This window comes from Algoriphagus jejuensis, from assembly GCF_039523455.1.
In the GTDB taxonomy this organism is placed as follows: domain Bacteria; phylum Bacteroidota; class Bacteroidia; order Cytophagales; family Cyclobacteriaceae; genus Algoriphagus; species Algoriphagus jejuensis.
Window position 1 is genome coordinate 19,774 of record NZ_BAAAFI010000007.1, and the last position, 24,755, is coordinate 44,528.

At 48.4% G+C, this 24,755-nt stretch carries 15 protein-coding genes; 1 reads left to right on the top strand and 14 read right to left on the bottom strand.

Annotated features, from left to right (window positions below; translation table 11 throughout):
- Positions 1–7 precede the first annotated feature (7 nt).
- From ABD031_RS07995 to ABD031_RS08025, 7 genes are all read right to left on the bottom strand, one after another.
- Positions 8–1,213, bottom strand: coding sequence for an Nramp family divalent metal transporter (locus tag ABD031_RS07995; protein ID WP_343850144.1), 1,206 nt, complete (start codon positions 1,211–1,213; stop codon positions 8–10).
- Positions 1,214–1,215: 2 nt separating this feature from the next.
- A complete protein-coding gene (locus tag ABD031_RS08000; RefSeq protein ID WP_343850146.1) occupies positions 1,216–2,685 on the bottom strand; it encodes a PQQ-dependent sugar dehydrogenase in 1,470 nt (489 codons plus the stop codon).
- On the bottom strand, positions 2,682–4,151 hold the full coding sequence (locus ABD031_RS08005) for a BNR-4 repeat-containing protein (protein WP_343850148.1): 1,470 nt from the start codon (positions 4,149–4,151) through the stop codon (positions 2,682–2,684). The genes ABD031_RS08000 and ABD031_RS08005 overlap by 4 nt, the downstream gene beginning before the upstream one ends.
- A gap of 116 nt (positions 4,152–4,267) precedes the next feature.
- Positions 4,268–5,731 (bottom strand): RagB/SusD family nutrient uptake outer membrane protein, encoded by a 1,464-nt coding sequence (locus tag ABD031_RS08010; protein WP_343850150.1) that lies wholly within the window; start codon positions 5,729–5,731, stop codon positions 4,268–4,270.
- 13 nt (positions 5,732–5,744) lie between these two features.
- Complete coding sequence (locus ABD031_RS08015; RefSeq protein WP_343850152.1) at positions 5,745–9,230, bottom strand: SusC/RagA family TonB-linked outer membrane protein; 3,486 nt, start codon at positions 9,228–9,230, stop codon at positions 5,745–5,747.
- A 139-nt stretch (positions 9,231–9,369) separates the two neighbouring features.
- Positions 9,370–10,401, bottom strand: coding sequence for a FecR family protein (locus ABD031_RS08020; RefSeq protein WP_343850154.1), 1,032 nt, complete (start codon positions 10,399–10,401; stop codon positions 9,370–9,372).
- A 107-nt stretch (positions 10,402–10,508) separates the two neighbouring features.
- On the bottom strand, positions 10,509–11,129 hold the full coding sequence (locus ABD031_RS08025; protein WP_343850155.1) for an RNA polymerase sigma factor: 621 nt from the start codon (positions 11,127–11,129) through the stop codon (positions 10,509–10,511).
- A 230-nt stretch (positions 11,130–11,359) separates the two neighbouring features.
- Between ABD031_RS08025 and ABD031_RS08030 the strand changes: the two genes are divergently transcribed.
- The gene (locus ABD031_RS08030; protein WP_343850156.1) at positions 11,360–11,803 is read left to right on the top strand and encodes a DoxX family protein; all 444 of its coding nucleotides are present in this window, start codon (positions 11,360–11,362) and stop codon (positions 11,801–11,803) included.
- Positions 11,804–11,909: 106 nt separating this feature from the next.
- Here the strand turns inward: ABD031_RS08030 and ABD031_RS08035 are convergent, their stop codons facing one another.
- The 7 genes from ABD031_RS08035 to ABD031_RS08065 form a co-directional block, all read right to left on the bottom strand.
- Complete coding sequence (locus tag ABD031_RS08035; protein ID WP_343850157.1) at positions 11,910–13,520, bottom strand: LVIVD repeat-containing protein; 1,611 nt, start codon at positions 13,518–13,520, stop codon at positions 11,910–11,912.
- Between the two features lie 618 nt (positions 13,521–14,138).
- Positions 14,139–14,834, bottom strand: coding sequence for a head GIN domain-containing protein (locus ABD031_RS08040; protein WP_343850159.1), 696 nt, complete (start codon positions 14,832–14,834; stop codon positions 14,139–14,141).
- Between the two features lie 100 nt (positions 14,835–14,934).
- On the bottom strand, positions 14,935–17,361 hold the full coding sequence (locus ABD031_RS08045) for an ABC transporter permease (protein WP_343850162.1): 2,427 nt from the start codon (positions 17,359–17,361) through the stop codon (positions 14,935–14,937).
- A 218-nt stretch (positions 17,362–17,579) separates the two neighbouring features.
- Positions 17,580–20,006, bottom strand: a complete 2,427-nt coding sequence (locus ABD031_RS08050; protein WP_343850164.1) for an ABC transporter permease — start codon at positions 20,004–20,006, stop codon at positions 17,580–17,582.
- Positions 20,007–20,255: 249 nt separating this feature from the next.
- Positions 20,256–20,948, bottom strand: a complete 693-nt coding sequence (locus ABD031_RS08055; RefSeq protein ID WP_343850165.1) for a head GIN domain-containing protein — start codon at positions 20,946–20,948, stop codon at positions 20,256–20,258.
- Positions 20,949–21,434: 486 nt separating this feature from the next.
- Positions 21,435–21,989 carry a transposase gene (locus ABD031_RS08060; RefSeq protein WP_343850167.1) on the bottom strand — a complete coding sequence of 185 codons (555 nt, stop codon included), beginning with the start codon at positions 21,987–21,989 and terminating at the stop codon, positions 21,435–21,437.
- Positions 21,990–22,299: 310 nt separating this feature from the next.
- The gene (locus ABD031_RS08065) at positions 22,300–24,663 is read right to left on the bottom strand and encodes an ABC transporter permease (RefSeq protein WP_343850169.1); all 2,364 of its coding nucleotides are present in this window, start codon (positions 24,661–24,663) and stop codon (positions 22,300–22,302) included.
- Positions 24,664–24,755 lie beyond the last annotated feature (92 nt).

Sequence of the window (24,755 nt, forward strand, 5' to 3'; positions counted from 1 at the left end):
ATTCTATTTATTTGATAAAGAGTTCGTTAAAATTCCAAACAGCCAGTCCGGTCAGCAAGAGCAGCCCGATTGCGCCGGCGATTTTTGCGAAGGGGGAATTGACCCGTCGGCCCATGATTTTGGGGTCACTGGCAATGAAATACATCGCGATGCCGATAAACGGAACCAAAAACACAGTCACGCTCTGGGCAAAGATGATCAGCTCCAAAGGCAGCTTTCCAAAGATCAGCGAGATGCTCGCCCCACAGACCATGACCAATGCGATGAAGCCCCGCACAGCTTTGGAGTTGAGTCTGCTTCCAAACCCCAGGGCATCTCCCAACAGGCTTCCTCCGACCGTGGCATTTCCGACAAGGGAGGAAAATGAAGCACCAAAAAGCCCCGCCAAAAAGAGATGCGCAGCATATGAACCGAACAGCGGCTCGAGTGCTTTGGACATCTCCGAGGCGCTGTTCACCTTGATTCCCTGCGGATTCAGGACCGCCGCGGCACAGATGATGACGACCAAACTCATCACACCGAGAATCAGAATCCCGGTTGCACTTCGATTTTTGGCCTCGTCGCCCGTTCCCGGTTTCCTGTTTTCCTGTACCAGATAGGATTGATAAAAAGCCCCCACAATGGAAAAGCAGGAAGCCATGAAGGCGATCAGCAAACCCGTGGAACCCGAAGGAATGGTGGGAACAAAACCAGCTGCAATGCCACTGAAGGAGGGCTTGCTCAGAAATAGTGTGGTAAGAAATGAAAACAGCATCAACCCAACCAGGGCGATCATGAGCTTCTCCAACGTCTTATAAAAACTCCCGAAAAACAGCAAACTGATCCCGAGCAGGTTAAACACCAGCACCCAGACCCAAGTCGAAGTACCCGTAGCTTCCGCAACTGCAATCCCCACTCCGATCGAATTGCCGGCCTGAAAAGACGTCGCTACCAAAAAGACACCTAATCCGATCGCCACCCCGGCGGCTTTTCCCCACTTGTTTCTGATCTGACTAAGCAAGCTCTCAGAGCTGCTCAGACCGATCCGAGCCCCCATGTCCGTGAATACCAGCATGAAGAAGATGGCGATCAGCACCACCCAAAGTGTCGCGTAGCCGTATTCGGCTCCCAACCTGGAGGTGATGGTCATCTTGCTCGGCCCAAAGACCAAAGCGGCGGTGATAATCCCGGGTCCAAGTCCCTTCAAAAGTTTAATCAATCTGCTTTCTGACATGCTTATCTGTTTTCCTCTACTTGTTGTGATGAAATTCCCGACAGGCGGTTCCCCCAGTTTTGTCGGATGTAGCTCAAGATCTCGGCAGTCTCTCCATTGCTGAGAAAGCCAAAGGCCGGCATTTGATCTTTTCCTTCTACTACCAACCTCACCAGGGGCCCGGCATCGCCCGTTGTTATCCCCGATCCTGCCAAAGCCGGAAATACGCCCGGCACTCCGCTCCCGTCTTCTTTGTGACAGGAAGCACAGTAGTTCTGGTACAATTGCTTTCCGCTTAAGACAAGAGATTCTTGGGCTGCAGATACTTCCAGAGCACTGGAATTCAAACGATCCGTTACACTGATTTTTAATATCTTATCATCTCCATCCAGTGGAAATCCCGGCTGGGGATTCCAGTCTCTATTGCTCGTGCTGAGGTAGATCTCGCCGCTTGGGCCAACCGCTACATCGCGAAGGCGGCCATAGTGATTTTCAAAAAGAATTTCCTCCTCCAAGATGGATTTGCCATCCTTGTTGAGCTGAAGGATTCTGAGGCTTTTTCCTTTGAGCGTGGTCAGCAGCAGGGAATTGGTCCATTCGGCAATTTCCTTTTTTCCATAAAAAGTCAGGCCAGCAGGAGCTATGACCGGCGTCCAAGAGCGGATCGGTTCGATGGCCTGATTTGCGGCGGCAAACGTCCTTTCAGTCGGCAGGTCGTGCTTTCCTTCGATCTTCGGCCAGCCGTAGTTGCCCGCGCGCTCGATCAGGTTTATTTCATCCTCGATTGCATCTCCATGCTCGGAAGTATAGAGAAGTCCCCTGTCAGAAAATGTAAGTCCTTGCATATTTCGAAAGCCCTTGGCCCAGACGTAGCTGCTCGCATCGGGATTGTCCGCGGGGATGCTGCCGTCCGCATACATCCTCAGAATCTTCCCGTTCAGCTTTAGATCGTCCTGTGCGTAGGCAAAATCGTGGGTGTCTCCCGTCGCCCAATAGAGCTTTCCATCCGGACCAAAAGCGAGCCTGGAGCCGTTGTGCGAGGTTCCGCCTTCGATCTCGAGCAAAAGCTGACCGTCAGTCAGCTTCTCCTTATCCAAGGTATACCTGAAAAGCCTGCTCGTAATCACCGAGTCCTGCCTGGCGGTGTAGTTTAGATAGACAAAAGGATTTTTGTCAAAATCAGGATGGACGGCCATTCCCAAAAGACCGGAAGTCCGATGCTGCCAGACGTCCGTAAGGACCAGCATGACCTTCTTCTCTCCCGTTTCCAGATTGATCCGGGAGACTTTTCCTTCCTGCTCCGCTACCCAAATGAAACCCTCCGAGTCCACCTCTAAGTCCCAGGGTACCACCAGCGAATCTGCCAACACCTCCACCTTGAGCCAAGAATCGGCCAAGCGAACCGTATCCAGTTGAGTAAGCTGAAGAGGCGTTTTCCTTTGGCAAGCTCCCAAAAGACAAATCGAGAAAAGCAGCAGATATAGGTTTCTCATTCCTTTCTAGCGGTTTTTTTGACTTTAGCGGGCTTTGCAAAATCCTCGGTCATCTCAGTAGGAAGCTGGAATACATTCCCCTTCTTGTCGGAGAAATACAGCCTGGAAATCGATTTCTCCCGACCATTGCCATCCGCCCAAAAGGCGTAGAAATCGTCATGCACCTGGACCGGACGACGCGCGTAGGAATGATTCAAGAGGCTGTTGGCAGTCATCGGTTTGCTCTTCCAGGTCTTGCCTTGGTCACGGCTGGTCCACAGCACCATCTCTCCGCCCGTGTTATAAGCTTGGGGTCCCGTAGCTGTCGGGCCGATGATCCGCCAGATGCCTTCTTCGTCGATGTATAGCGAGCCCATGTCGTAGTTGTTGTCGGAACCGGTGACTGTGAGAATCTCCCAATCCGATCCGGTAAATCTTGCGGTATGCCAGGTTCGGGGCTCGTTTTGTGGACCAGCCTCATAGCCCCTGCTGGTCACAAAAAGTATCACCGGTCTTTCATCTTGATCGAAAGCCAGATCATTGATGTACACCAACAGTCCTTGGGAAAAGAAGTCCTTGACCAGAGCGGGGTTTTGAATCTTGTTCAGCGGAATTTGAACATCCTCTCCACTGGCGGTCTGCCAGCTTTTACCAAAATCGGTCGTCTGGATGTAATAGAGGTTGGTTCGGTAGTTCAGGCCGTTTTCCCCCTCCTTGACTGGGTGAAAATTGAAGGAAGTGCCGAGCGTATTCCCCGATTGGCCACTCGTCTGGTAGTGGCCTTCTTCGATGGCAGCGAGGTCTTTCCATTCGGAGTAGGTGATCCCATCCGGGCTCGTCATGTATCCGATGGTCCTCCTCGGCTTGGAGGGCTGCCCGGCGATTACATTTCGGTCGTAGTGGGTAAAAAGGTTGATAAAGCCATTCCCCGGCTGATACCAAGTCTGCAGATAGGAAAAATTGTCCATAGCGACCGGCTTCCCAGCCTCTGTCTTAGTCGCGTGGATTTGTTCAAATTCAGCGATGTCGTAGGGTCTTTTACTTTTGTGGATGTAGGACGGACTGCTCGTGCCGTGCGCCGTCGAAAAGATCCAGAGATTGCCTTCTGCATCGATGTTTAGGACTGGATTGTCGTGGGCATTGTCAGTTTCCTTGTCTAGGACAATGGTGGGTCGAGGAACCAGCCCTGTCTTGTGATCAAAATAGGAGACCATGTGCAAAAGGGTACTCCCTGAAGGGTCCGTTCCGCCATAGCAAAAAAAGGTCTTGTCCACCTCGGGCACATAGATCGAAAAAGGATAGTGATTGGCAGGGTAGGTAGCCAATCCTCCGCTGTATTTGTAGACATACTCATCGTTGGATGGCTCGTTGCTGTACCAGATTCCCCGATAGCCGGTATCCGGCTTATTGAGCGTCAAGGGCTGCTGCGCAAAAAGGCAAAGAGGTAGCATACACCCCAAAAAGAGAGGTAAGAGGATCTTTTTCATAAAGAAATGAAGTTGTCTTTAACTGAAGACAAGGAAAAGAAAAGGGGCTAAAAATCCTTTAAAAGTCAATCACATTTGATAAAACAGAAAGCGATTTTAGCCCCTTTTACAATGAATTAATAGCCGGGATTCTGGGAAATCATGGCCGGATTGATGTCCACTTGGCTCTGGGGAATCGCCAACAGGACGTGGTGAGGCTGAATGCCCTTATCAGCAAGCACGGTAAGTGCCCGGTCGGTTCTCACCAGATCAAACCAGCGGTGCCCCTCAAAGGCGAGTTCGACCCTTCGCTCCTGCTCCACTGCCAGTCGAAACTCGGCCTGAGAGGTAATTTGAAGGGAAGGATTCTCATTGGAGAAAGTCTTCACAGGCAAACCGGCTCTGGTTCTGATCTGATTCAAATAGTCAAATGCAGGCCCATCAGCCACAAATCCCTGCTCATTGAGTACTTCTGCGTACATCAGCAGCACGTCGGCATACCGCAGTACGATCCAGTTGTTGTCGCTGTCCAAGTTGGCGGCGGGAGTTCCGGAGTATTTCACGACGTAGTTGTGCAGCGTTGTTTTTCCGCTGAGAACATAGCTGTTTTTCATGGAAGCGGCCTTTCGCAGGTCATTGGCCTCATAGGTTGCGTCCATTTCAGCGGTCGGAATATTTTGCCCCAAAGGATTCCCAACTGCGACCACGGCAGTCCCTGATCCAATCGGCGCAAACTGGTTGGCAAAAGGACTTCCCTCCCCGTTTGAACCGCTCTTGAACTGTACTTCGAAGATGGACTCGGCGTTGTTTTCAGCTGGAATTCCGAAAACACCCGCATACGTAGGCATCAGTTTGTATTTGGTCTGCGCGGCCTCGTCGATCACCTGCTTCAGCTTTTGGCCTGCCAGTGTCCATTTCTTTCTGGTCAGATATACTTTGCCGAGCAAAGCCATCGCGGCTCCTTTGGTTGCTCGACCAACCTCTGCCGCGGCATAGGTGTAAGGAAGGGAGCCTTCCGCCGCCATCAAATCGGCGATGATCTGCTGATAGACTTCCTCAGTCGCGTTGCGACCGTACTCATAGCCCTCTTGGGGGTTGTTGATCACTTTGGTCACCAAAGGAACATCCCCGTAAATCCGCACGAGGTTGAAATACATCAGCGCTCTCAAAAACTTGGCTTCACCGATGTAGCGGGCTTTGGTCGCAGCATCCATGTTGACGGCTTCGATCTTTTCGATGACGATATTGGCTGCTTGAATCCCCTGATAGTGTCCCGACCAGGTCGTATTGCTGATCGAAGTCACCGGCGTATTGGTAAAGTTGTCGATGGCCTGTAGATCTGCCCCGGCATTCGGGTTGGTGATTTCGGTATTGTCCGATCGTAGATCCCCCATCACATGGATGGAAGAATAGTACTGTCCTCCATACTGCAAGGACCCATAGACCGCCGTGAGGGCATTTTTCATATCCTCGTCGGTCTTATAGAAGTTATTGCTGTTTTCCTGTGAAATCGGTGCCAGATCCAGAAAATCACTGTTGCAAGCCCCTGCTGAAAGCATGACAACGGCACCAGCTGCGATTAATATCTTTATGTTTTTCATACCTATTTTCTGATTAGAAGCCAACATTTAAACCGAACATATACGTGCGAGCGAGTGGATAGCCGCCTGCGTCCACACCGGGCACCAGCGGACTACCGCCCTGCGCACTTACCTCGGGATTGTAGCCCTCATAGTCTGTGAAGGTGTAGGCATTTTGTACCGTGAAGCTCAGTCTCAGGCTGGAAAGCTTTGCTTTTTCCAACAGAGAAGTCGACAGGTTGTAGCCGAGGGTGATGTTTCTGATTCTCAGGAAAGAGCCATCTTCGACGAAAAGCGAGGTGATGTTATTCACGACGTTGCTTCCCGCATACGCATTGAAGTTTCTGTCTATCATCGGAGAAACACCGTCACCGCGATCCGTCTCAGACATCCATCCGTCCGAAGCACTGGAGAGTACATTGTACGAACCCGCATAGTTGCCGTAATATCGTCTGGCGGCATTTAGAACTTCAAATCCCTGCACGCCCTGGAGGGTGAAAGCAAAATCGATGTTTCTGTAAGTAAAGCTATTGGTCATGCCCCAGGTGAAATCAGGGAAAGGACTTCCCAGCACCGTCCGGTCATCTGCGGTGATTACGCCATCCCCGTTGACATCCTCAAATCTCAGTTGGCCAGGCTTGGACTGGACAGTACCGTTGCCATTTTTGATCACCGGACTGCTGTCGATCTCTTCCTGATTTTGATAGACACCGATCACATTGTATCCAAAGAAGCTGCCCGGAGCAGAGCCAATCTCGGTAATGTGCGTAGGGGCACTTGCTGAAGTAGCCTGTCTGGAGATGATCGGCGAGCCGTCAGGGCCTAAGGCCAGTACCTCTATATTGTTGGTCGAGAAGTTCAGGTCCGTGGTCCACTTAAACTCGCCGACGGTATTTCGGCTGGTCACTGTGAATTCAAAGCCTTTGTTTTGGATCTCACCGATGTTTTGAAGTGCAGTAGCATAGCCGGTCAAGGTAGGCACGGGTACGTTGAGCAATAGATCAGAAGTACGCTTGTTGTAATAATCCGCAGAGGCGTAGATTCTGTTTTGCAGCAGTCCGATCTCGATTCCGATATCCGTCTGGCTGTTTTTTTCCCAGCCCAACTTACTGTTTGGGATATTGGTCAGGCGAATCCCGTTGCTGACGGTACCTCCATTCATTCCCAAGGGATAATTTTCGATCCCGGTAAGACCTATAGAGCCATAATTGGTGATGAAATTGTTACCCGTCAAGCCATAGCTGGTTCGCAGTCTCAACTCCGACAACCAATCGACCTCACTCATGAATTCCTCCTCAGAAATCCTCCAGCCCAAGGAAACAGAGGGGAATGACCCCCAACGGTTGTCCTCTCCAAATCTGGAGGAACCGTCCCTGCGGAAAGTCGCTGTCACCAGGTATCGGTCGTCATAATTATAGTTGACCCTCGCCAGATACGAAATCAATGACCATTCTTCTTTGGTAGAAGTGGCGCTGGAGATCAATCCCGCCGCGTTGATAGTTTTGATGTTGTCATTGGCAAAGTTGGTACCGGTGATCCGGTTGATATCCAGCGATTCCTGCTGGACGGTGTAGCCCAAGACAGCGTCAAAATTATGTTTGCCGATGCTCTTGTTGTAGCTGAGTGTAAATTCAGAAAGCCAGTTTCTCGTTTGCGAAGTACCATTGGTGCCGACGGCAGGCTTGGTCGGGTTCACACTGTTTGGATTGATGATCGAAGAGCTGAAGATGTCTTCGCGGAAATTTCGGATGTCCGCACCTACGAGCGCTTTGAACTTCAGATTGTCCACCAAAAGGAATTCTGCGAAAGAGGTCCCCAGAAGCCTGAGATTTTGTTGCTCGTGGAAGTACTCTTTGGCGATTTTTACCGGATTGTCGACTTCAGAGAGGCCGATTCCCTGACCGGTTATCTTCGTATAGTTACCAAACTCATCGTACGGCGTCAAGACGGGATTGGCCGTGATCGCAGATTGGATGATTCCCCCACCCTGCCAGTTGCCTTCGGCAAGAGATTGGTTGGAGAAGGTGTAGGAAGGCGTCAGGTTTGCCCCGACTTTCACCCGCTTGTTCATCTGCGATTCCACATTGACACGGAAGGAATATCTTTTCAAATCAGAATTGAGGATGACCCCATCTTGACTCAGATATCCGCCGGAGACAAAGTATTTTGTCTTCTCATTTCCTCCGGAAAAATTCAATTGGTAGTTGCTCATCTGGGCAGTTCGGAAGATTTCATCCTGCCAGTCGGTGCCTTCGCCCAAAGACTCCGGGTCACTGAGAGACTCCGGCAACAGATACATGACATTGTTCAGTCGGACTGAATTCGGGTCGGAAGCCGAGCGACCGGGACCAGAATTTACCCAGGCATTGTTGCGGGATTCGTTGACATACCGGGCAAATTCAGTTGCATTCAGGACATCCAGGGTTTTCTCTACCTGCTGCACGCCGGTGCTGATGCTAAAGTCGATCTTGGACATGCCGGACTTCCCGGATTTGGTGGTGATCAGGATCACGCCATTCGAACCTCTGGAACCGTAGATCGCTGTCGCAGACGCGTCTTTCAGTACCTGAATGTTGTCGATATCGTTGGGATTGATCGTGTTGAGTGGGTTGTTCCTTTGGTCAAAGTCATTGGTGACCGGAAAGCCATCCACCACATAAAGCGGTTCGTTTCCGGCACTGAGTGAACCTGCCCCACGGATTCTCACGGATGCTCCTCCCCCCGGCGCACCGGTCGCCTGAGTGACTACCACACCGGCCATTCGACCTGCGATGGCCTGGTCGATGCTTGCTACGGGCTGATCTTTGATCTCTTCACTGCTGATGGCGCTCACAGCTCCTGTGATGTCTTTTTTCTGTAGCGTTCCATATCCCACCACTACAAATTCATCCAGATTGTTTTCTTCAGTTACCATCACGACGTCCACGATCGTAGCCGATCCGACAGTGATTCGCTGCTTTTGCAATCCGATAAATGAAAAAATCAATGCCTGTCCTTCGGATGCCTCAATGGTAAAATTCCCATCCACATCCGTAACCGTACCAGTAGTAGTGCCCTCCACCAAGACCGTAACTCCGGGCAAGGGCATTCCTGTATCGTCTTTTACCGTGCCGGAGATTTTGGCCCGCTGCGCTTCAGTCTCCACCAAACTTAAACTACCGCTGTTGGCGATCACGCTGATGGTGTTGTTGACCTGCTTAAACCGGAGGTTGGTCTGCGTAGCGATCTGGTAGAGATGCTCCTCGACGGTTCCCGATGACTTGGCGATGCTCAGACCTGCCAGTCCACTGACCGCCGTCTCGGTGTAGAAAAAGCTAAAGTCGGTTTTGTTTTCAATTTCACGGAATAGCTCCATGAGAGAATAGTTTTTTCTCTCCAGTCTGAGGTGAACCTCATCGATGCTTTTCACCTGGGCAGTAGTGGTGCTGGCCATCAGGGGGCTCAATGTCAGACAAAGGATCGCCACACCTCTGACCAATAGCTTAATAGACATGACTATTAATGGTATCGTTTTTTTCATATTTTAGGGTTGTAAGTTGAAACATTGAAATACCCCCGGATGACAGACCGCTAAGCTTTAGTCCGTGGGTGCCGTGTTTTGATTTTCACAGGAGCGTATTCGCAGTACGTTCCTGTTCTTTTTTTATGTCTTTTGGATCTCACATAGGCCTCTTATTGAAATTGATGACGACTTCTTTCTCACGCAACTGATACTCAAAATCCATGGAAGCACTCAGTACATGAAGTACATTTCTCAGGCTTTCATTACTGTCAAATGTCCCCGTGGCGTTGATTTTTCCAGGGTTGCCCAGAATCTGGATCTGGACTCCATACCATCGCTCCAGTGTGGGAATCAGTTCTTCGAAAGGAGTATCCGAAAACCGCAGTACTCCCTCTGTCCAGCTGATTCTATCTGCTACTTCGACCGAGTGTTTGGTCAATGATGACTCCTGCAAAGAGAGGATAGACTCTTCCCCCGGGTTCAAGTCCAAGAAGTTTTGGGTGTTTTTTTGATTAAGGCGAACCTTGCCTGTCACCAGAGTGACCGCTACTTTCTCCTCCTGATTGAAGGTCGAAATGTTGAATGAGGTGCCGAGGGCAGTGGTCAAAATCCCCTTCGCATCGACCGTGAACGGATGTGCTTCATCTCTGGCTACTTTAAAAAAGCCTTCCCCTTCCAGCTCTATTTGACGGTTGGTCAGGAAATCCTCCGAATAGGTGATCTTACTCTCTGAGTTGAGAAAGACTGTGGACCCGTCCGGAAGGTTGATCCTGGTTTTTTGGCCGGCCGGGTTTTCCCGCACAATCTTCGCCGGAATCTCAAATGAAATTTCCCGAGGCAGCTCCCCGGTCGTCTGGAGTTCAAAATAGAAAACCGCCGAGATGCCAACCACCAACAGCACAACGGCGGCTTTGAGCCAACTTGGGAAGAGTTTTCGGGCAGGCTTCGCATCAACCAAGAGGTACGGCTTGGAGTAGCCTTCCTTCGCCTGGTTGATCTTCTCCCAAAGCGGCTTAGAATCCCAGTTTTCGGCATGCTGGCTGCGGATCTTTTCGGACCACACCTGCAGAATTTCCGCAGACAAAAATTCCTCCGCTTCGGAAGACTCGAGCCAATCTAGGAGTTCCTGGGCCTGTTCTTTGGTCAGTTTTCCTGCAAAAAAATCATCTATTCGTTTCTTGTGATCCATCTGGGGCTAATTACTACCACCTATAGCCCCAAGGCGGAAAAAATACTCACGTCCTTTTGAAAGAAATTTGTTCTTTTTTCAAAAAGCCGGAAAATCCTATGGAATACTTAGTCCAAGACCTGCATTAATACCGAATTCAGTATCATTGTGAAAACGCTCGCCGAAATAATTTTCAGCTTGACCAGCTTCTCTCTTACGGCCTTTGTGGATCTGAAGATCTGGTTTTCGACTGTCCTCCGGGAGATATTCAGTCTTTCGGCGATTTCGTCTACCGATAGATTCTCAAAATGCCGCAGGGCGAAGATCTGCTTCTGTCCAGCGGGAAGTTGATCAATAATCTCTTTGGAGATATTGTGAAACTCAGAAAAAATCAGCTCCTCCTCGGGGCCGTTGTTTCGCTCAATCTCGTAGAAAGGGACTCCATAGTGCTGAAAAGCAAAAAACCGGGCCTCCTTCTTGGCCTTTTTGATCACCAAAGATCTCACGATGGAAATCATGTAGGCATTGATGGACAGCTGCGGATCGAGCTTTTCCCGTTTTTTCCAAATCTTCAGAAAAACCTCCTGGACTATCCCTTCCGCATCTTCATGGCTGAGATGCATGCGTCTGGATACGTGGTAGATTTTTTCCGAAAACAGGCCATACAGTTTTTCAAAGGCCTTCTCATCGCCCTTGGAAAGCTCAAAGACCAGTTGTTGATGGGGATGTACGCCAAATTCGCTTGCCATATTTTTCAGACCTACTCCAAAACAAACAATTAAAGTTGATTTCACAACACGTAATGCTGAGTCAAGACAGAGAAATCTCCTAAGGTCTCTCAGCTTCACATTGGTCCGATGGATTTTATCCCTTCAACTCAAAGACGCTTGACGCACCTTGCCCCAGAAAGCACACTACTGAACATCAGCATTTTTAGCAATATTTTTTGTAAATTATTGGAAATCAAAACCCAAAAGCCATGAATACCCTCTCCAAAATCGAACACTGGGCTGACACCCATCATCCGCAATGGATAGACTTCGTCCGAATCATTCTCGGACTATTTATCCTCTACAAAGGAATTCTGTTTATCTCTGACACCAATGCATTGTTGGCTATTATGAAAGGAGCAGATCTGCAGTTTGTAAACCTTGGCCTCGCACACTACGTGGCTTTCGCACATCTGGTGGGCGGGATTCTGATTGCAATGGGCTTGGTCACCCGTTTTGCGATACTGTTTCAGCTTCCAATCTTGCTTGGAGCAGTATTCCTGGTGAACGCTCAACCAGGCTTTGTATCAGTCACCAACAATCTGGAGTTTGGGATTTCGCTGATCGTGCTGATACTATTGATCGTCTTTTTGATTTATGGATCCGGTAAGTTTTCTGTTGACAACTGGATGAAGAGACATCCAACTTGGTAATTCGTTAAAAAACAGAGAAGAGGGCTTCTTCCAGATCCATTTTTGCAATAAAAAAGAGAACCGTGTTGGCTCTCTTTTTTATTGAATTTCAGCAAACGAAACCTCGTTATTTCAATTTCCCTGATGAATCCGTGTAGTTGCCGATAATTTTCGCACCACTGTTGATGGTAACGTCACCGTAAACGTGAATCGTGTTGCCTTCCCCCACAAATTCCAGCGTTGCACCGCTATTCAATTTTAGATCTCCCCAGATTACCGTACTTCCAGTCAGTTTCAGGTAGGAATTACTATTTACATTCAAGCTAGTGTTCTTCTTATACTGACCAAAGGCAAAACTACCCACGACCTGCATTACCCCATTGCTGTTGACATTCAGGCTATTTTCGATCGCCATGGATCCGCAGAACAATAGTTCTCCACCCACATTCACATTTTTCAGAGATACTGCACCTGTGAATGCCATCTTTTCATTCGAATTCACATTTAGGTTACTGTTTCCGGAATAAGTAGGCAAATCCTTGCAAAGTGCTTCGGTTGGATTCCCGACGGGAATGCTGTACTTCAAGATCTGCAATCCACCTGCACCTGTCGCTACAAAGACAAAATTCTCTTCATTTCTCACAAAGTTCGAAGATCCATCCAGATCAAGTATTCCCATGCTTTTTGCCGCTGAGGGATTTTTCACATCGGCTACGGAGATCCCAGCAGCTCCGTTTGCCATGAAAAGCAATGATTTGTCAACCGAAACCGCATTCGTCACGACATCTCCCGGATCTGTCCCCTCCGGATTGATTGGGATAGGCAATTTGCTCAACAACTGACCATCGTTGAGATTGTAGATTCCGGCACCAGCTGCCCCTTCAGACACATACAAGTTATTGTCAGCGATCGCTATTGTTCGTTTCGACTCTGGAGTTGAATTCCCAAGACTGATTTTAGCCAACTCGCTCAGGTTGGATGGATTGTAAATGATGGCACCCTCGATTCCACTCAATACGGCAAGTTTATCATTGCCAAAAGCAACACTTCTCAAATCTTCAAGCTCGACCTGCTGAGATACATTTCCAGCGATATCTACGAGGCCCAAAATACCGGGATTCCCAGTAGATACGGCCGTAGAATTGCCAACCATAGTAACATCGGTCGCGACAAAACCATCCATAGAGGTAAACGAAAAGCCCGAAGTGAACTTACCGCCAGAAACAGACACTCTCCCAAGATTTGCAGGAGAGCTCACCCCAAAATCACCGTCAATGTCGACAGCCATTGCCAGCTGAAGTGTACCGTCTGAGTACTCCAAAGAGCTCACTTCAGCGTCCGTAAATAGGGCCTGGGAAACAATCTTTGGATTGTAGGCATCGGAAATGTCAAATATCTCTACCGCTCCCAAGTAGCTCGGACCTTCCATATTATACCCTACATAGGCGTAGTCACCATCAATATCGACGTGAGTAGCTCTAAGTTTCACCCCCTGAAATTCGGGTGCATCAACCTGGGAAATCAATACAATGGGCAGTTCTGAAGAAGTCTCCAAAATTCTTCCCCCTGCCGCATCGGGATTGATCAGAGAAATCACTCCGCTTCCGTCCAAGGAAATCCGCTCGCTAAGCATTTCGCTGTCCGTATTAATCAAAATCGCTTGGGGATCGGAATCCGTGTCCTGACAAGATGCCAAAAACAGCATTGACACCAATAAACCTAGACTAAATCGTTTCATCGTCATTTTTTTGGATAGAGTTTTTTGAATTTCGTACTCAGTAAATAGAATTTAATTTCCTTTTTAGGTAATTTTCGGAATTTAATTCCGCGAAGATACTTTTTGGCTGGTTCTAAAAAAAACAAAAGTTTAAACGCTCCTGTCTGTTGTCAGCGAATCATTGCGGTTAAATACTAGTAATTCATTGCAAAATTCTAAATGTCAGCGATCACAAGAGGTAACCAGATTTAGAGATTATAGAATGAAAACCTCGTGAGGCCCAACAATACGGGGATGAGTAAAAGCGGGAAAATCTGAAAAAATTCACTTCACACAATTCGCTTAATCAGGAACTACCAATCTTGACCACGAGTGCATGCCTGGCATAGCAATTAGAGGAGATTGAATGGAAGTACTGCTACTTGATGCGAATTTTCAAAAAGTAGGCAAAGGCTGGATTCAATGGGAGCGTGATGACAAACTGCTGGTGACATTTAATCTACTCAGCTAATTCGCCATCAATAATCCCTCAACAAGAACCCTACGAAAAATCCCCCCTGAATATCTCAAGGGGGATTTCACTGGGAATAAGAAGACTTGCCAACTTTGTCCCCCGGACCTATCGAAAACAGGTTCGACCTATCTTTTCCTGATGCTGCTTGATCCTGAGACTTTGATTTCGCCCATTCTAGGAGAACCAGAATAGATCAAGTCACCTGAGCCGGAGGAACGAAGCGAAACTTCTCCCAAATCCCCAACCTTCGTACTGCCAGAGCCGGATTTAGACACGTCCAAATCCTCGATAGCTAGATCCTCGGCCACAAAGTCTCCAGAACCCGACTGCTTGATTTCGGCATCACCCACGGCGCCAGACTCAATTGAAATCTTGGCCGAACCGGAGATAGACGCCTCAAGTTCATCTGCTCGCAGACTCTGCATGATGACATCGCCTGAGCCAGAAAGCGAGATATAAAAATCATCGGCTACTACATCCGATTTGACGGTCATCCTGCCAAAACCGGAACATTTCAAGCCCTCAAGATTTCGATAGGTCACATAGAATTTCAGATTTACGTTGTTGTAGTTTCCTCTTTCAAGTCCCAGTTTCAGCACATCTCCGTCTATTTCGGTTTTCACCTTGCTGAGCGCAATTCCTTTTGCTTCGATCTTGACTTCTTCTTTGTCACGTTCAACCAAGATCACGTCCCAGCTTCCACCGGAATGAACTTCAGAGAATGAACCCAGAGATCGCGTCTCAGACTCTTGCGCTTGAGTAAATGTACATGCGGCTACAAGGACAAAGCCCAGCATCCAAAGTTTTGTTAAGTGTTTCATTGTAGTAAAATTGAAAGATTGGAAAATTTTAAAATTGGAAAATCAGTGGAGCATCAAAGTCTTTCTACTTGGTACTTTGTACTCGATACTTGGTACTTTCTTACTCATTCTTAATGCTTTTCACCGGATTGGCCCAGGCAGCTTTGAGCGTCTGAGAGGTTACTGTGATGGCTGCAATCAGCCCTGCGATCACACCCGCCCAGAGGAAAATCGTCCAGGTGATTCCAGTTTTGTACGCAAAATCCTCCAGCCAACTGCTCATCCCAAACCAGGAAATCGGAATCGCAATCAGGAAACCAATTGCAACTAGCTTCAGGAAGTCCTTACCTAACAGCACCAAGATATTTCCCGTTTCGGCTCCCATGACTTTTCGGATTCCGATCTCTCGGGTTCGCTGCTCGGTGGCAAACGTCACCAAGCCTAGTAATCCAAGGATGGAAATGAGAATCGCCAATGCGGAGAAAAAGGTGAAAATCGTCTTCACCCTCGCTTCCGCTTCATATTGCTGGTTGAATCCCTCATCGACAAACTGGGGTTCAAACGGATAATCCGGTCTCAATTGCGCCCACTCCCCTTCCAGATATGCCAAGACTTCCTCGCGCTGATCCGCATCGATCTTGATACTGACCAGATTGTTTCTGTCTTGGGAAATCATAAACACAATGGGAACGATCGGCTGGTGAAGGCTTTCGAAGTGAAAGTCCTTCATTACCCCCGTCACATATCCACGTCTGCCACCATACAAAAACTGCTTGCCGACTGCATCCTCCGGACTGGACCAACCCACCGCGCGGATAGCCGCTTCATTCAGTATAAAAGCCTCTGTAGAATCACTTGCCCTCTGAAAATCAAAATCCCTTCCAGCCTCCAAGGGAATCCCATAAGTATCGAGGAAATTGTGGGCCACATGGATGTCGGCAATTCGCACATTCAGCTGGGTCAATTCCCCGTTGACTTCGGCAGTTGTGCCCTGAGAATCCAACAATCTACCAGAAGGCACCCGACTTGACATGCTCACCTCCCGGATGCCCGGGTGATTTTCCAGACGGTCTTTGATGATCAGGTAATTTTCATTGATCTGATTGCTATTGGGTAAGACAATGAGATCTTCCTTTTGGAAGCCCAGGTCTTTGTTTTGCATAAAATCCAACTGGCGCACGACCACCAGCACCGCCACGATCAACATCACTGAGATCGCAAACTGGCCAATCACCAGCAGCGAGCGGAAGCTTTCGTGACCTTTACCCGCCTTAAATGCGCCCTTCAGCACTTTTGCAGGCATAAATCCGGAAAGAAATAGGGCTGGATAACTTCCAGAAATCAAGCCCACGAAAAGCGCCAGACCGAATATCGAGAGCAGGTACTCCGGATGCGTGATGAAATTGAGACTGAGGGGCTTGTCCGTGAAGTCAGAAAACACCGGTAAAAACAGGAAAACCATGATGATGGCTATAATCATCGCAAAAAATGTCATGACGAACGATTCCCCCATAAACTGGCGGATCAGGATCACCTTGTCCGCACCCATCACTTTGCGAAGCCCCACTTCCATCGATCGCAGGGAAGACCTCGCCGTGGAGAGATTCATGAAATTGATGCAGGCAATCAACAGTATAAACAGGGCTACTGCCAGATAGACAAAGACATAATCGATGTTGCCGTTAGCCTCGATCTCCGAAGCCAAATTGGAATGGAGATGGACATCGGTGATGGGCCAAAGCGTGAGGGCCGTGCCTTTTGACATCGGGATTCCTGCCTGGTTTTCGCCCATTCTGCGGTCGATCATCCCGGGAAGCTTCGATTCAAAATTTTTGAAATCCACTCCCTTGGCCAGCTTGATAAATGTCGAGAAATTGTTGGAACCGAAGTTGGACATGAAGGCATCCTGTCCTCCGTAAAACTGCACCACAGGAACCATGGAAGCGAGAAAGTCCACATGGAAGTGCGAGTTTTCGGGCATATCCTCCATCACGCCGCGCACTTGGAAGGTGAACTCTTGTCCGTTGAGATCAGCGAGCAATTCCTTGCCGATGGCTGACTCATTTCCAAAATAACGCTTTGCGGTACTTGCGGTCAGGATGACTCCATCAGCTTCTGTCAGCGCTTTTTGGGCCTCTCCTTCGATCATTTTCCAAGAGAAAAGATCAAACGCTTCCGGATCAGCGAAGAAAAGCCGATTCTCCTCCATCGCATTTCCACCATTCTTGATCAGCGCATCAAAATTGAATAGCCGGGCCGACACTTCTACCTCCTCCGGAAAATCGCTTTTCATCAGCGGTCCAAACGGAGGTGCCAAATGACCGAGATGGAGACTCTCCTCTCCATCCTGATTGTACCATGCGCGGGAAACCCTGTAGATCCGATCAGCATCCGGATGGTATTTGTCATAGCTCAGCTCAAACTGTACATAAAGCAAAATCACAATACTCACAGCCATACCGATGGCAAGTCCGATCAGATTGATCAGCACATACATCGGATGCTTTTTGGCATTGCGAAAGACGATCTTGAAGTAGTTTTTGAACATGGTTTATTGGGTTGGAAGATTGAAAGATTGGAAGATTTTAAAATTGGGGCGACAGGGAGTGGAAAGGTTGTAAAGTGGCAAAGTGGTAAGGTTCAACACTTCAGAGGCTAAACTAGAACCATAACCTCACCTGTTTTTTAGCCTCGTAAATCGTACTTCATAAATCATAAATTCTAGGTTCTTGGTTATAGTCTCTTGATACTAATGTCTAGATACTTCTATTCGCTTTTCAGGCTTTTCACCGGATTGACGATCGCTGCGCTGATGGCCTGGTAGCTGACAGTCAGCAGGGCGATCAAAAGCGTAATTCCCCCGGCCAAGAGAAAGATGAAGGGGTCCAAAGGAGTGTGGAATGCAAAAGATCCCAACCAGGAATCCATCGCAAACCATGCGATGGGCATCGCAAAAACGAAGGCAATTGCCACCAATTTTGCAAAATTCAAAGTGAGAAGAAATACGATACTGCCTACAGTTGCTCCCAGAACTTTCCGCACGCCGATCTCTTTTGTTCTCAAAAAGGCAGTGTAAGCCGCCAATCCAAACAAACCGATGCAGGCGATCAAGATGGCCAGTATGGAAAATACTCCCAATATCTGACCAGACACCTGCTCGCTGCGATAGAGTTCGGCCAGATCATTGTCCAGGAAGAAAAACGACAAAGCGGTCCCGTCCGAAAGCTCGGCCCATCTTGCCTCCAGCCCTTTGACTACAGCCTCCTGTTGGCCGGAGTTGAATTTGATGGTCAGGAAATTTTGAAAACCACGGGGATTATCCACGTGAAAGATGGCCAAAGGGGTGACCGGGGTATGAAGCGATTCAAAGTTGAAATTATCCACAACCCCGATTACGGTGAGCTCAACATCCTGATTTTGACCATTGATGTCCGTATTCGTCCTGAGTTTTTGGCCGATGGGATCTTCTGTTCCAAAGAATACCTTGACGGCTTCTTTATTGAGAACCAGCGAGAGTGAATCGTTGAAATTCTCATCAAATACACGCCCTTGGAGGGGTTTGATCCCGATGGTTTGGAAGAAAAAGTCATCTCCCGCAAAACTCTTGGTAGTCAACACATCTCCCCGCCCAGGCTTGGTGAACTGAATTCCATTGCTACCCTTGCCGGGCAAGCTGCTGGAAATTCCCACAGAAAGCACTTCGGGCATCTTGGCCAGTTCATCTCTGATGATGTCACGCTTTTCCTGATTGCCAAATCGCTCCAAAACCAGCACATTTTCTTTCTGAAAGCCCAAACTGGTAGACTGGATGAAATCGATCTGCCGATTGATAATCAGGGTGCCGGCGATCAACATGATTGCAATACCAAACTGAAACACGACCAGGCCATTTCTCAGCCAATTGCCCCCGCCGTTCACTTCCAGTTTCGCTTTCAGGATGCTGATGGTGTTGAGCTTGGAGATATGAAAAGCAGGGTAATAACCGGCTAACAGTCCGACTAATACGCCAAATCCCAACAGGACAGGCAGGGCAAAGAGGATGGAATTCAAATCAACCGTAAGTGACTTTTCTGCCAAATCATTGAAAAAGGGCAAGACTAAACTTACCAGTAAAATCCCCAACAATAGGGACACAAAGGTCAGAGCAAGTGCCTCCAGTAGGAACTGGGTAATGATCTGGCTGCGGTCTGAACCCATCGCCTTGCGCACGCCCACTTCGCGAGCGCGATCAGCCGAGCGGGCTGTTGCCAGATTGACGAAATTGATACAAGCCAGCGCCAGGATAAAGATGGCGATGGATATGAAGATATAGACGTAAAGCGAGTTTCCGTTGGGCCTCATCTCACCTTCCAGATTGGAGTGCAAGTGAATCGAAGTCACCGGCTGGAGAAAGTAGCGGTAGCCATTGCCTGCGGCCGTGTAGTCAGCGAAGGAAACTCCCAAGTCCCGCTCTATCTGACCGGCGGCATACTTGGATACCAGGGCCGGAATTTGGTTTTCCACAAGTTTTGGATCTACTCCGGGACTTAGTTTGAGATAGGTATAGGCAGAGAATCCCGTGAAATTTTCCTGGTCCAGTCCGGGAAAAGACACCGCGGCAAAAAGGAAATCCAGCTGCATGTGGGAATTATCAGGCAGATCCGCCATCACAGCCGAAACCTCAAAATCCAACCCGAAGATCTTGACAGCCTTCCCCACCGGGTTTTCAGATTTAAAAAGTCGCCTGCCGGCACTTTGGCTTACGACGAGTGTATTGGGCTTGGCCAGTGCCTGCTGCTGAGGCGCACCCTGAAGGATCTCAAAGTCGAATACCTGAAAAAAATTGGAGTCGGCGGCTGCTCCGTGTTGTTCGTCAAATTTTTCATCCCCAATCTCAATCACAAAACCATCTCCCAAACCAAAAAGTCGGGTGGACTCCTCCACCCCTTTGATTTCATCGGCGATTACCTCCGAATAGCTGTCTGGAATGATCGCATAGAAGCTGACATGATCTGGATAAATCCGCTCCAAAACCACCCGATGGATATTTTCCTTGTTTGGGATAAATTGGTCATAGGACAATTCATCCTTCACAAAAAGCATGATCAGGATGCAGCAGACAAAGCCCAGCGTCAATCCAAAAATATTGATCGAAGAATAGACCTTGTTTTTGACCAGGTTTCGGTAGGCTATTTTCAGATAGTTTTTGAGCATCAGATTTCAAAATTGGAAAATTGAAATATTGAAAAATTATGGTGTCAGGCTGAGCACTGGAGTGACGAGAGTCACGGATATCGAAGGCTATTGTTGTAATTTGGTAAAGTGTTAAAGTGGCAAGGTTCAGCGCTTCAATCACCTTACCTTTGACTACGGCCTCAACTCCTTCACAGCCTCGAATATCGTATTTCGTAAATCGTACATCCCCAATTCTAGCTACTTGATACTAGCTACTCGCTACTCCCTCTACTGCTTAATCACTTTAGTAGAGCCAGATACTCCGATGCTTTTCTTCTCCGGATCGCCTCGATAATAGACATTCCCAGAACCAGACGCCCCGACAGTCAACACTTCACTGACCCCGATAGAAGTGGAGCCGGAACCTGACTTACCGATCTTCACGGCATCTGCTGTGAAGTTGATTCCGTCAAAGTCACCGGAACCCGACTGACCGATATTCGCTTCTTCTGCTTGGCCACCTGAAATGGTCAATTTCCCGGATCCACTCATGCCTACATTCAGCTTTTCGGTATTGATGTTTTTTGCGGAAATGCTGCCGGAGCCAGACTGTCCGATGTTGAAGGAATTGGCTCCAAAATCAGAAACCAGCCTCATGTGACCTGAACCGCCGTTTCCGACAGATTCGAGTTCACGCACAGTGATATAGACTTTGAGATTCACATTTTTGTAGCTGCCTTTTTCGAGCTTAATTTCAAGTTTCTCTCCCTCTACTTCGGTGATGACTTTGCTTAGGTCGAAGCCGTTTGACTCCAATCTCACTTCATCCTTGGGGCCTTTGACGATCTCCACGTCCCAGCTTCCGCTGTTTTCGATTTGGGTAAACCTGCCTGGAGTACGGGTTTCTGACTTTTGGGCCATGGTGGCCGATCCCATCAGGAAGAGGGCAAAAACCAATGCGAAAATCTTAGATGTTTTCATGTGGAATAGTTGGGTTAGTTTTCGGATTTATTAAGTGCCAGAGATTGTGCCAAGGTAGAATCACCCCTTTCCTGCATCTCAAGCGGATTTCTATCAAATACTTTGTCCGAGAAAAGTCAATTTTGACCGACAGCGGACGATAACACAGGGATCCATGGTTGGGTTATTGCTGTATCCAGATTGGGAAAAAGAAGTTGGTTTAGCTTTCTGAAAAGGAGATGCTGGTCCAGGGGAAAAGGTTGCAGGAGGATTCTTAAAAAATTTGGGAAGTCGGATGTCGGATTTTCGCTCTTCGGAATTTGTAATCCCGAAAAGGTATTCGAGAACCGCAGCTCTTCGGAATTTGCAATTCCGAAGCAGTATTCTAGGATTTACAATCCGACCAAAGCTAAGTGCGGATTGAAAATCCTGCGATAAGCCCTCGGGATTTCGAATCTACCGTGGTCTGTGTCCCCACAGACCACCAGTATTCCTCTCAAAAAACGATTAAAACCTATCCATATAGTGGGTGACAAACCCGAATTCATCGATACCCCTTTCATAGAACAAAGCCGAAGACCAGCGATAGTTTTCGGGTCTATCGGCAAGATTCCAATGTGCTTGCAGCGGGTTTTGGTGGAGATAGTTGAGTTTTTGCTCCAACTTTTCCCTCGAGTCCATCAAGATCGCCAACGGATCCCGTTGCCAAACCCGAAACGCCCGATCCTCCTCTTCCACCCTGAAGTCCGACAATCTCCCTTGGCTCACCGCTTTCAAATCTTTCACGATCATGTGGCTGGTAAATTTGTTGAAACTGGCGTGAGGCATTTCTTTACCATTTGGCTCCTTCATCTCCCAAATCACCTGAAGATGGTTGGGCATGATCACAAACCCATAGACAATCACCATCCCTCTTGAAACCAATTCCCTCCAAGACTTAACTACGATTTCTTTGTATCTGTCGCTGGCAAGCAGACATTTCCAATCTTTAACTGTATCTGTCCAAAAATACACGGCATCAAACTCCATATGCGAATTGCGAAAAGATTCTCCATTTGCCATAGACTAGCTATTTAAAAAAGCGAGTTCGTTTTCACCCCATCCTATATCTAACCCAATGCAGTGACATGTGAAAGAATACTGAGCCGTGTAGCGGGTCTGTGGGACACAAACCCGGGTGAAGTCCTGCTCACCGTTCTGTGTCCTCAAAAACCACTTCTTATTCGCCATAAAAACTATCCGGACTAACATTCTTCCACGGACTAAGGTTGCAGATTTGACTGGCCTGTGGTGACACAGGCCAGGGTGAAAATCAACCGTCATCCATCACCCTGGTCTGTGTCCTCACAGACCACTTCCTTCCGAACTTCCTCTACTCCGACTTAATCGCCTGTACGGGATTGGATTTGGCCGCTCCCAGAGACTGCAGGCACACCGTCAACAGCGCGATTCCTAGGATCAAGAGCGCGGCTGCGGGGATAAACCACCACTCAAAACTGATCTTATATTCATAGCCGGAAAGCCAATCCTGCATCAGCCAAAAGGCGATCCCCGAACCTATCGTCACCGACAGCAGCACGATCAGGATAAATTCCCGGTTGATCACCTGCAGGATGGAGAGCGTGGATGCGCCGAGCACCTTGCGGATGCCGATTTCCTTGGTCTTTTGCTCCGCGATATGGGCAGACAAGCCCAAGAGTCCCAGGCAGGAAATCAGGATCGTCAGGATGCTAAAGTACTGCGCCAAATCCCGCAATCGCACATCTTCCTGGTACATCCGGGCGTAGTTTTCGTCCATAAAGCTGTAGTCAAACGGAAACTCGGGGTTTAGCCTTTGGGCTGTGGCCTCCAGAAAAGCGACCGTTTCGCGGATCTTACCTGTATTTACTTTTACATAGCCCTGCCAGGTATTTTCAGGATCCAAGAGAAAGATGGCCGGAGCTACATTTTGGCGAAAGCTCTCAAAATGAAAATCTTTAACTACGCCGGTGATCGAGCGCTCGACGTCCCACATCCTGAAAAACTCAGCTCCTTCGTGATCCTGTTCCATCAATTGATAGGCGGTTTCGTTCAGGATCGTACCAGTGATCGAATCTGATCCATTCGCCCGATCAAATTCCCGCCCTTTCACCAGCTGAATTCCTGACGCCTTCAGAAAGTCGTAATCCACACGAATAACCTCAAAGAGCGCTGCATTTTCTGGGTCTTTTCCCTCCCAAGAAACTCCTCCGGTATTGGAATTTCTCCCCTGAAAACCAAAGGAGGATCGGCTTACCGCGATTATGTCCTCATTTTTTTCCAGCTCAGTCTTGAAGATGTCAAATCTGTCCAGAAGCTCACCTTCCAGCCTGATCTGAATCAGCTGATCCTTGGAGTAGCCCAGGTCCTGATTCATCGCAAAACTTATCTGCTGATAGACCACCAGCGTGGAAACGATCAGGATAGTAGCTAAGATAAACTGGAAAAGTACGAGCGTCTTACGCGCAATGACCACTCCTTTTCCTGCTTTGGTAAAAGAGCGAAACACAGACACAACTTTGGTCGCCGAGAGGTAAAAAGCCGGATAGCTGCCCGCCACCAAGCCCGTGACCAGCAAAACCGCCATCAGTTGAAGCCAGAAGATTCCGGAGAAAAACGGCACGTTCATTTCCTTTCCCGTTAGGCTATTGAAAATCGGCAAAGTCAGTGCCACCAGAATCACGGCAAGAAAAGCCGCAAACAGGCTGATCAGAATGGATTCACTCAGAAACTGGAATACCAGCGATTGCTTGTCCGCTCCGGCCACTTTCCTCACCCCTACTTCTTTTGCCCGTTTCTGCGACTTGGCCGTGCTGAGGTTCATGAAGTTGATGCAGGCGATGATTAGAACAAATACCCCGATCATAGCAAAAAGCTTTACATTCTTGATCCTGCCCTCGACCGCTTGTCCATCTTTCCATTGTCCATAGAGATACAGGTCGCCCAGCGGATAGGCGAATAACTCCACATTGGATTCCTCATTTTTGTCTGCGATATAGTGGGCTATGCTTTTGGAAAAAGCCTCTCCGTCAGTCCCATCTCTTAACTTCAAAATCGTACTCGGCCCGTTGTTTCCCCAGTCTGCCAGCCAGTCATTTTCCGCAAAAAACAGTGAATATGGCAGCAGGTAGTCGAACTGTAGCGAAGAGCTTTTGGGCAGATCCTTTAAGACACCCTGCACAATGAAGTTTTTGGAATCCGTACCCTGCCGGATCTCCACATCTTCACCCACGACATCCGTCCGCCCAAAGAGAGAAATTGCTCCTTTTTCGGTCAGCACCACGTGATTGTTTTCTGTCAGCATGCGATTTGGGTCTCCTTGGACTGCCTCGAATTGGTAGATCTTCAGCAGATCCGGCATGGCATAGATTCCTTCCAGTCTGATCCTTTTCTCACCTTGGATAAAAAGCTGGGTTTGGCTCCAGGTATAGGTAGAGGCATATTCCACCTCCGAGAGCGACGCTTTCATGCTTTCTGCCAAAATTCCCGGAGTGGAGTTGGTCGTGAAAATATCCGCTCCGTAGCTCTGATGCTCCATGACCCGATAAAGCCGATCCAGATCCGCAAATTCTCGGTTTATCTTCAGCTCGGAATCCACCCAAAGGCCGATCAGGATCGCAGCCCACAAGCCGAGTGATAAGCCAAACAAATTGATGAAAAAAGTGAGTTTATGCTTTGCAAAGCCTCGGAGCGCGATTTTCAGGTAGTTTTGGAGCATGACGGATTGGAAAATTTGAAAATTCTAAAATTGTAAAATTGGGGTGACGGACAGTCGGAAGGTTGTAAAGTGGGAAAGTGGTAAAGATCGGT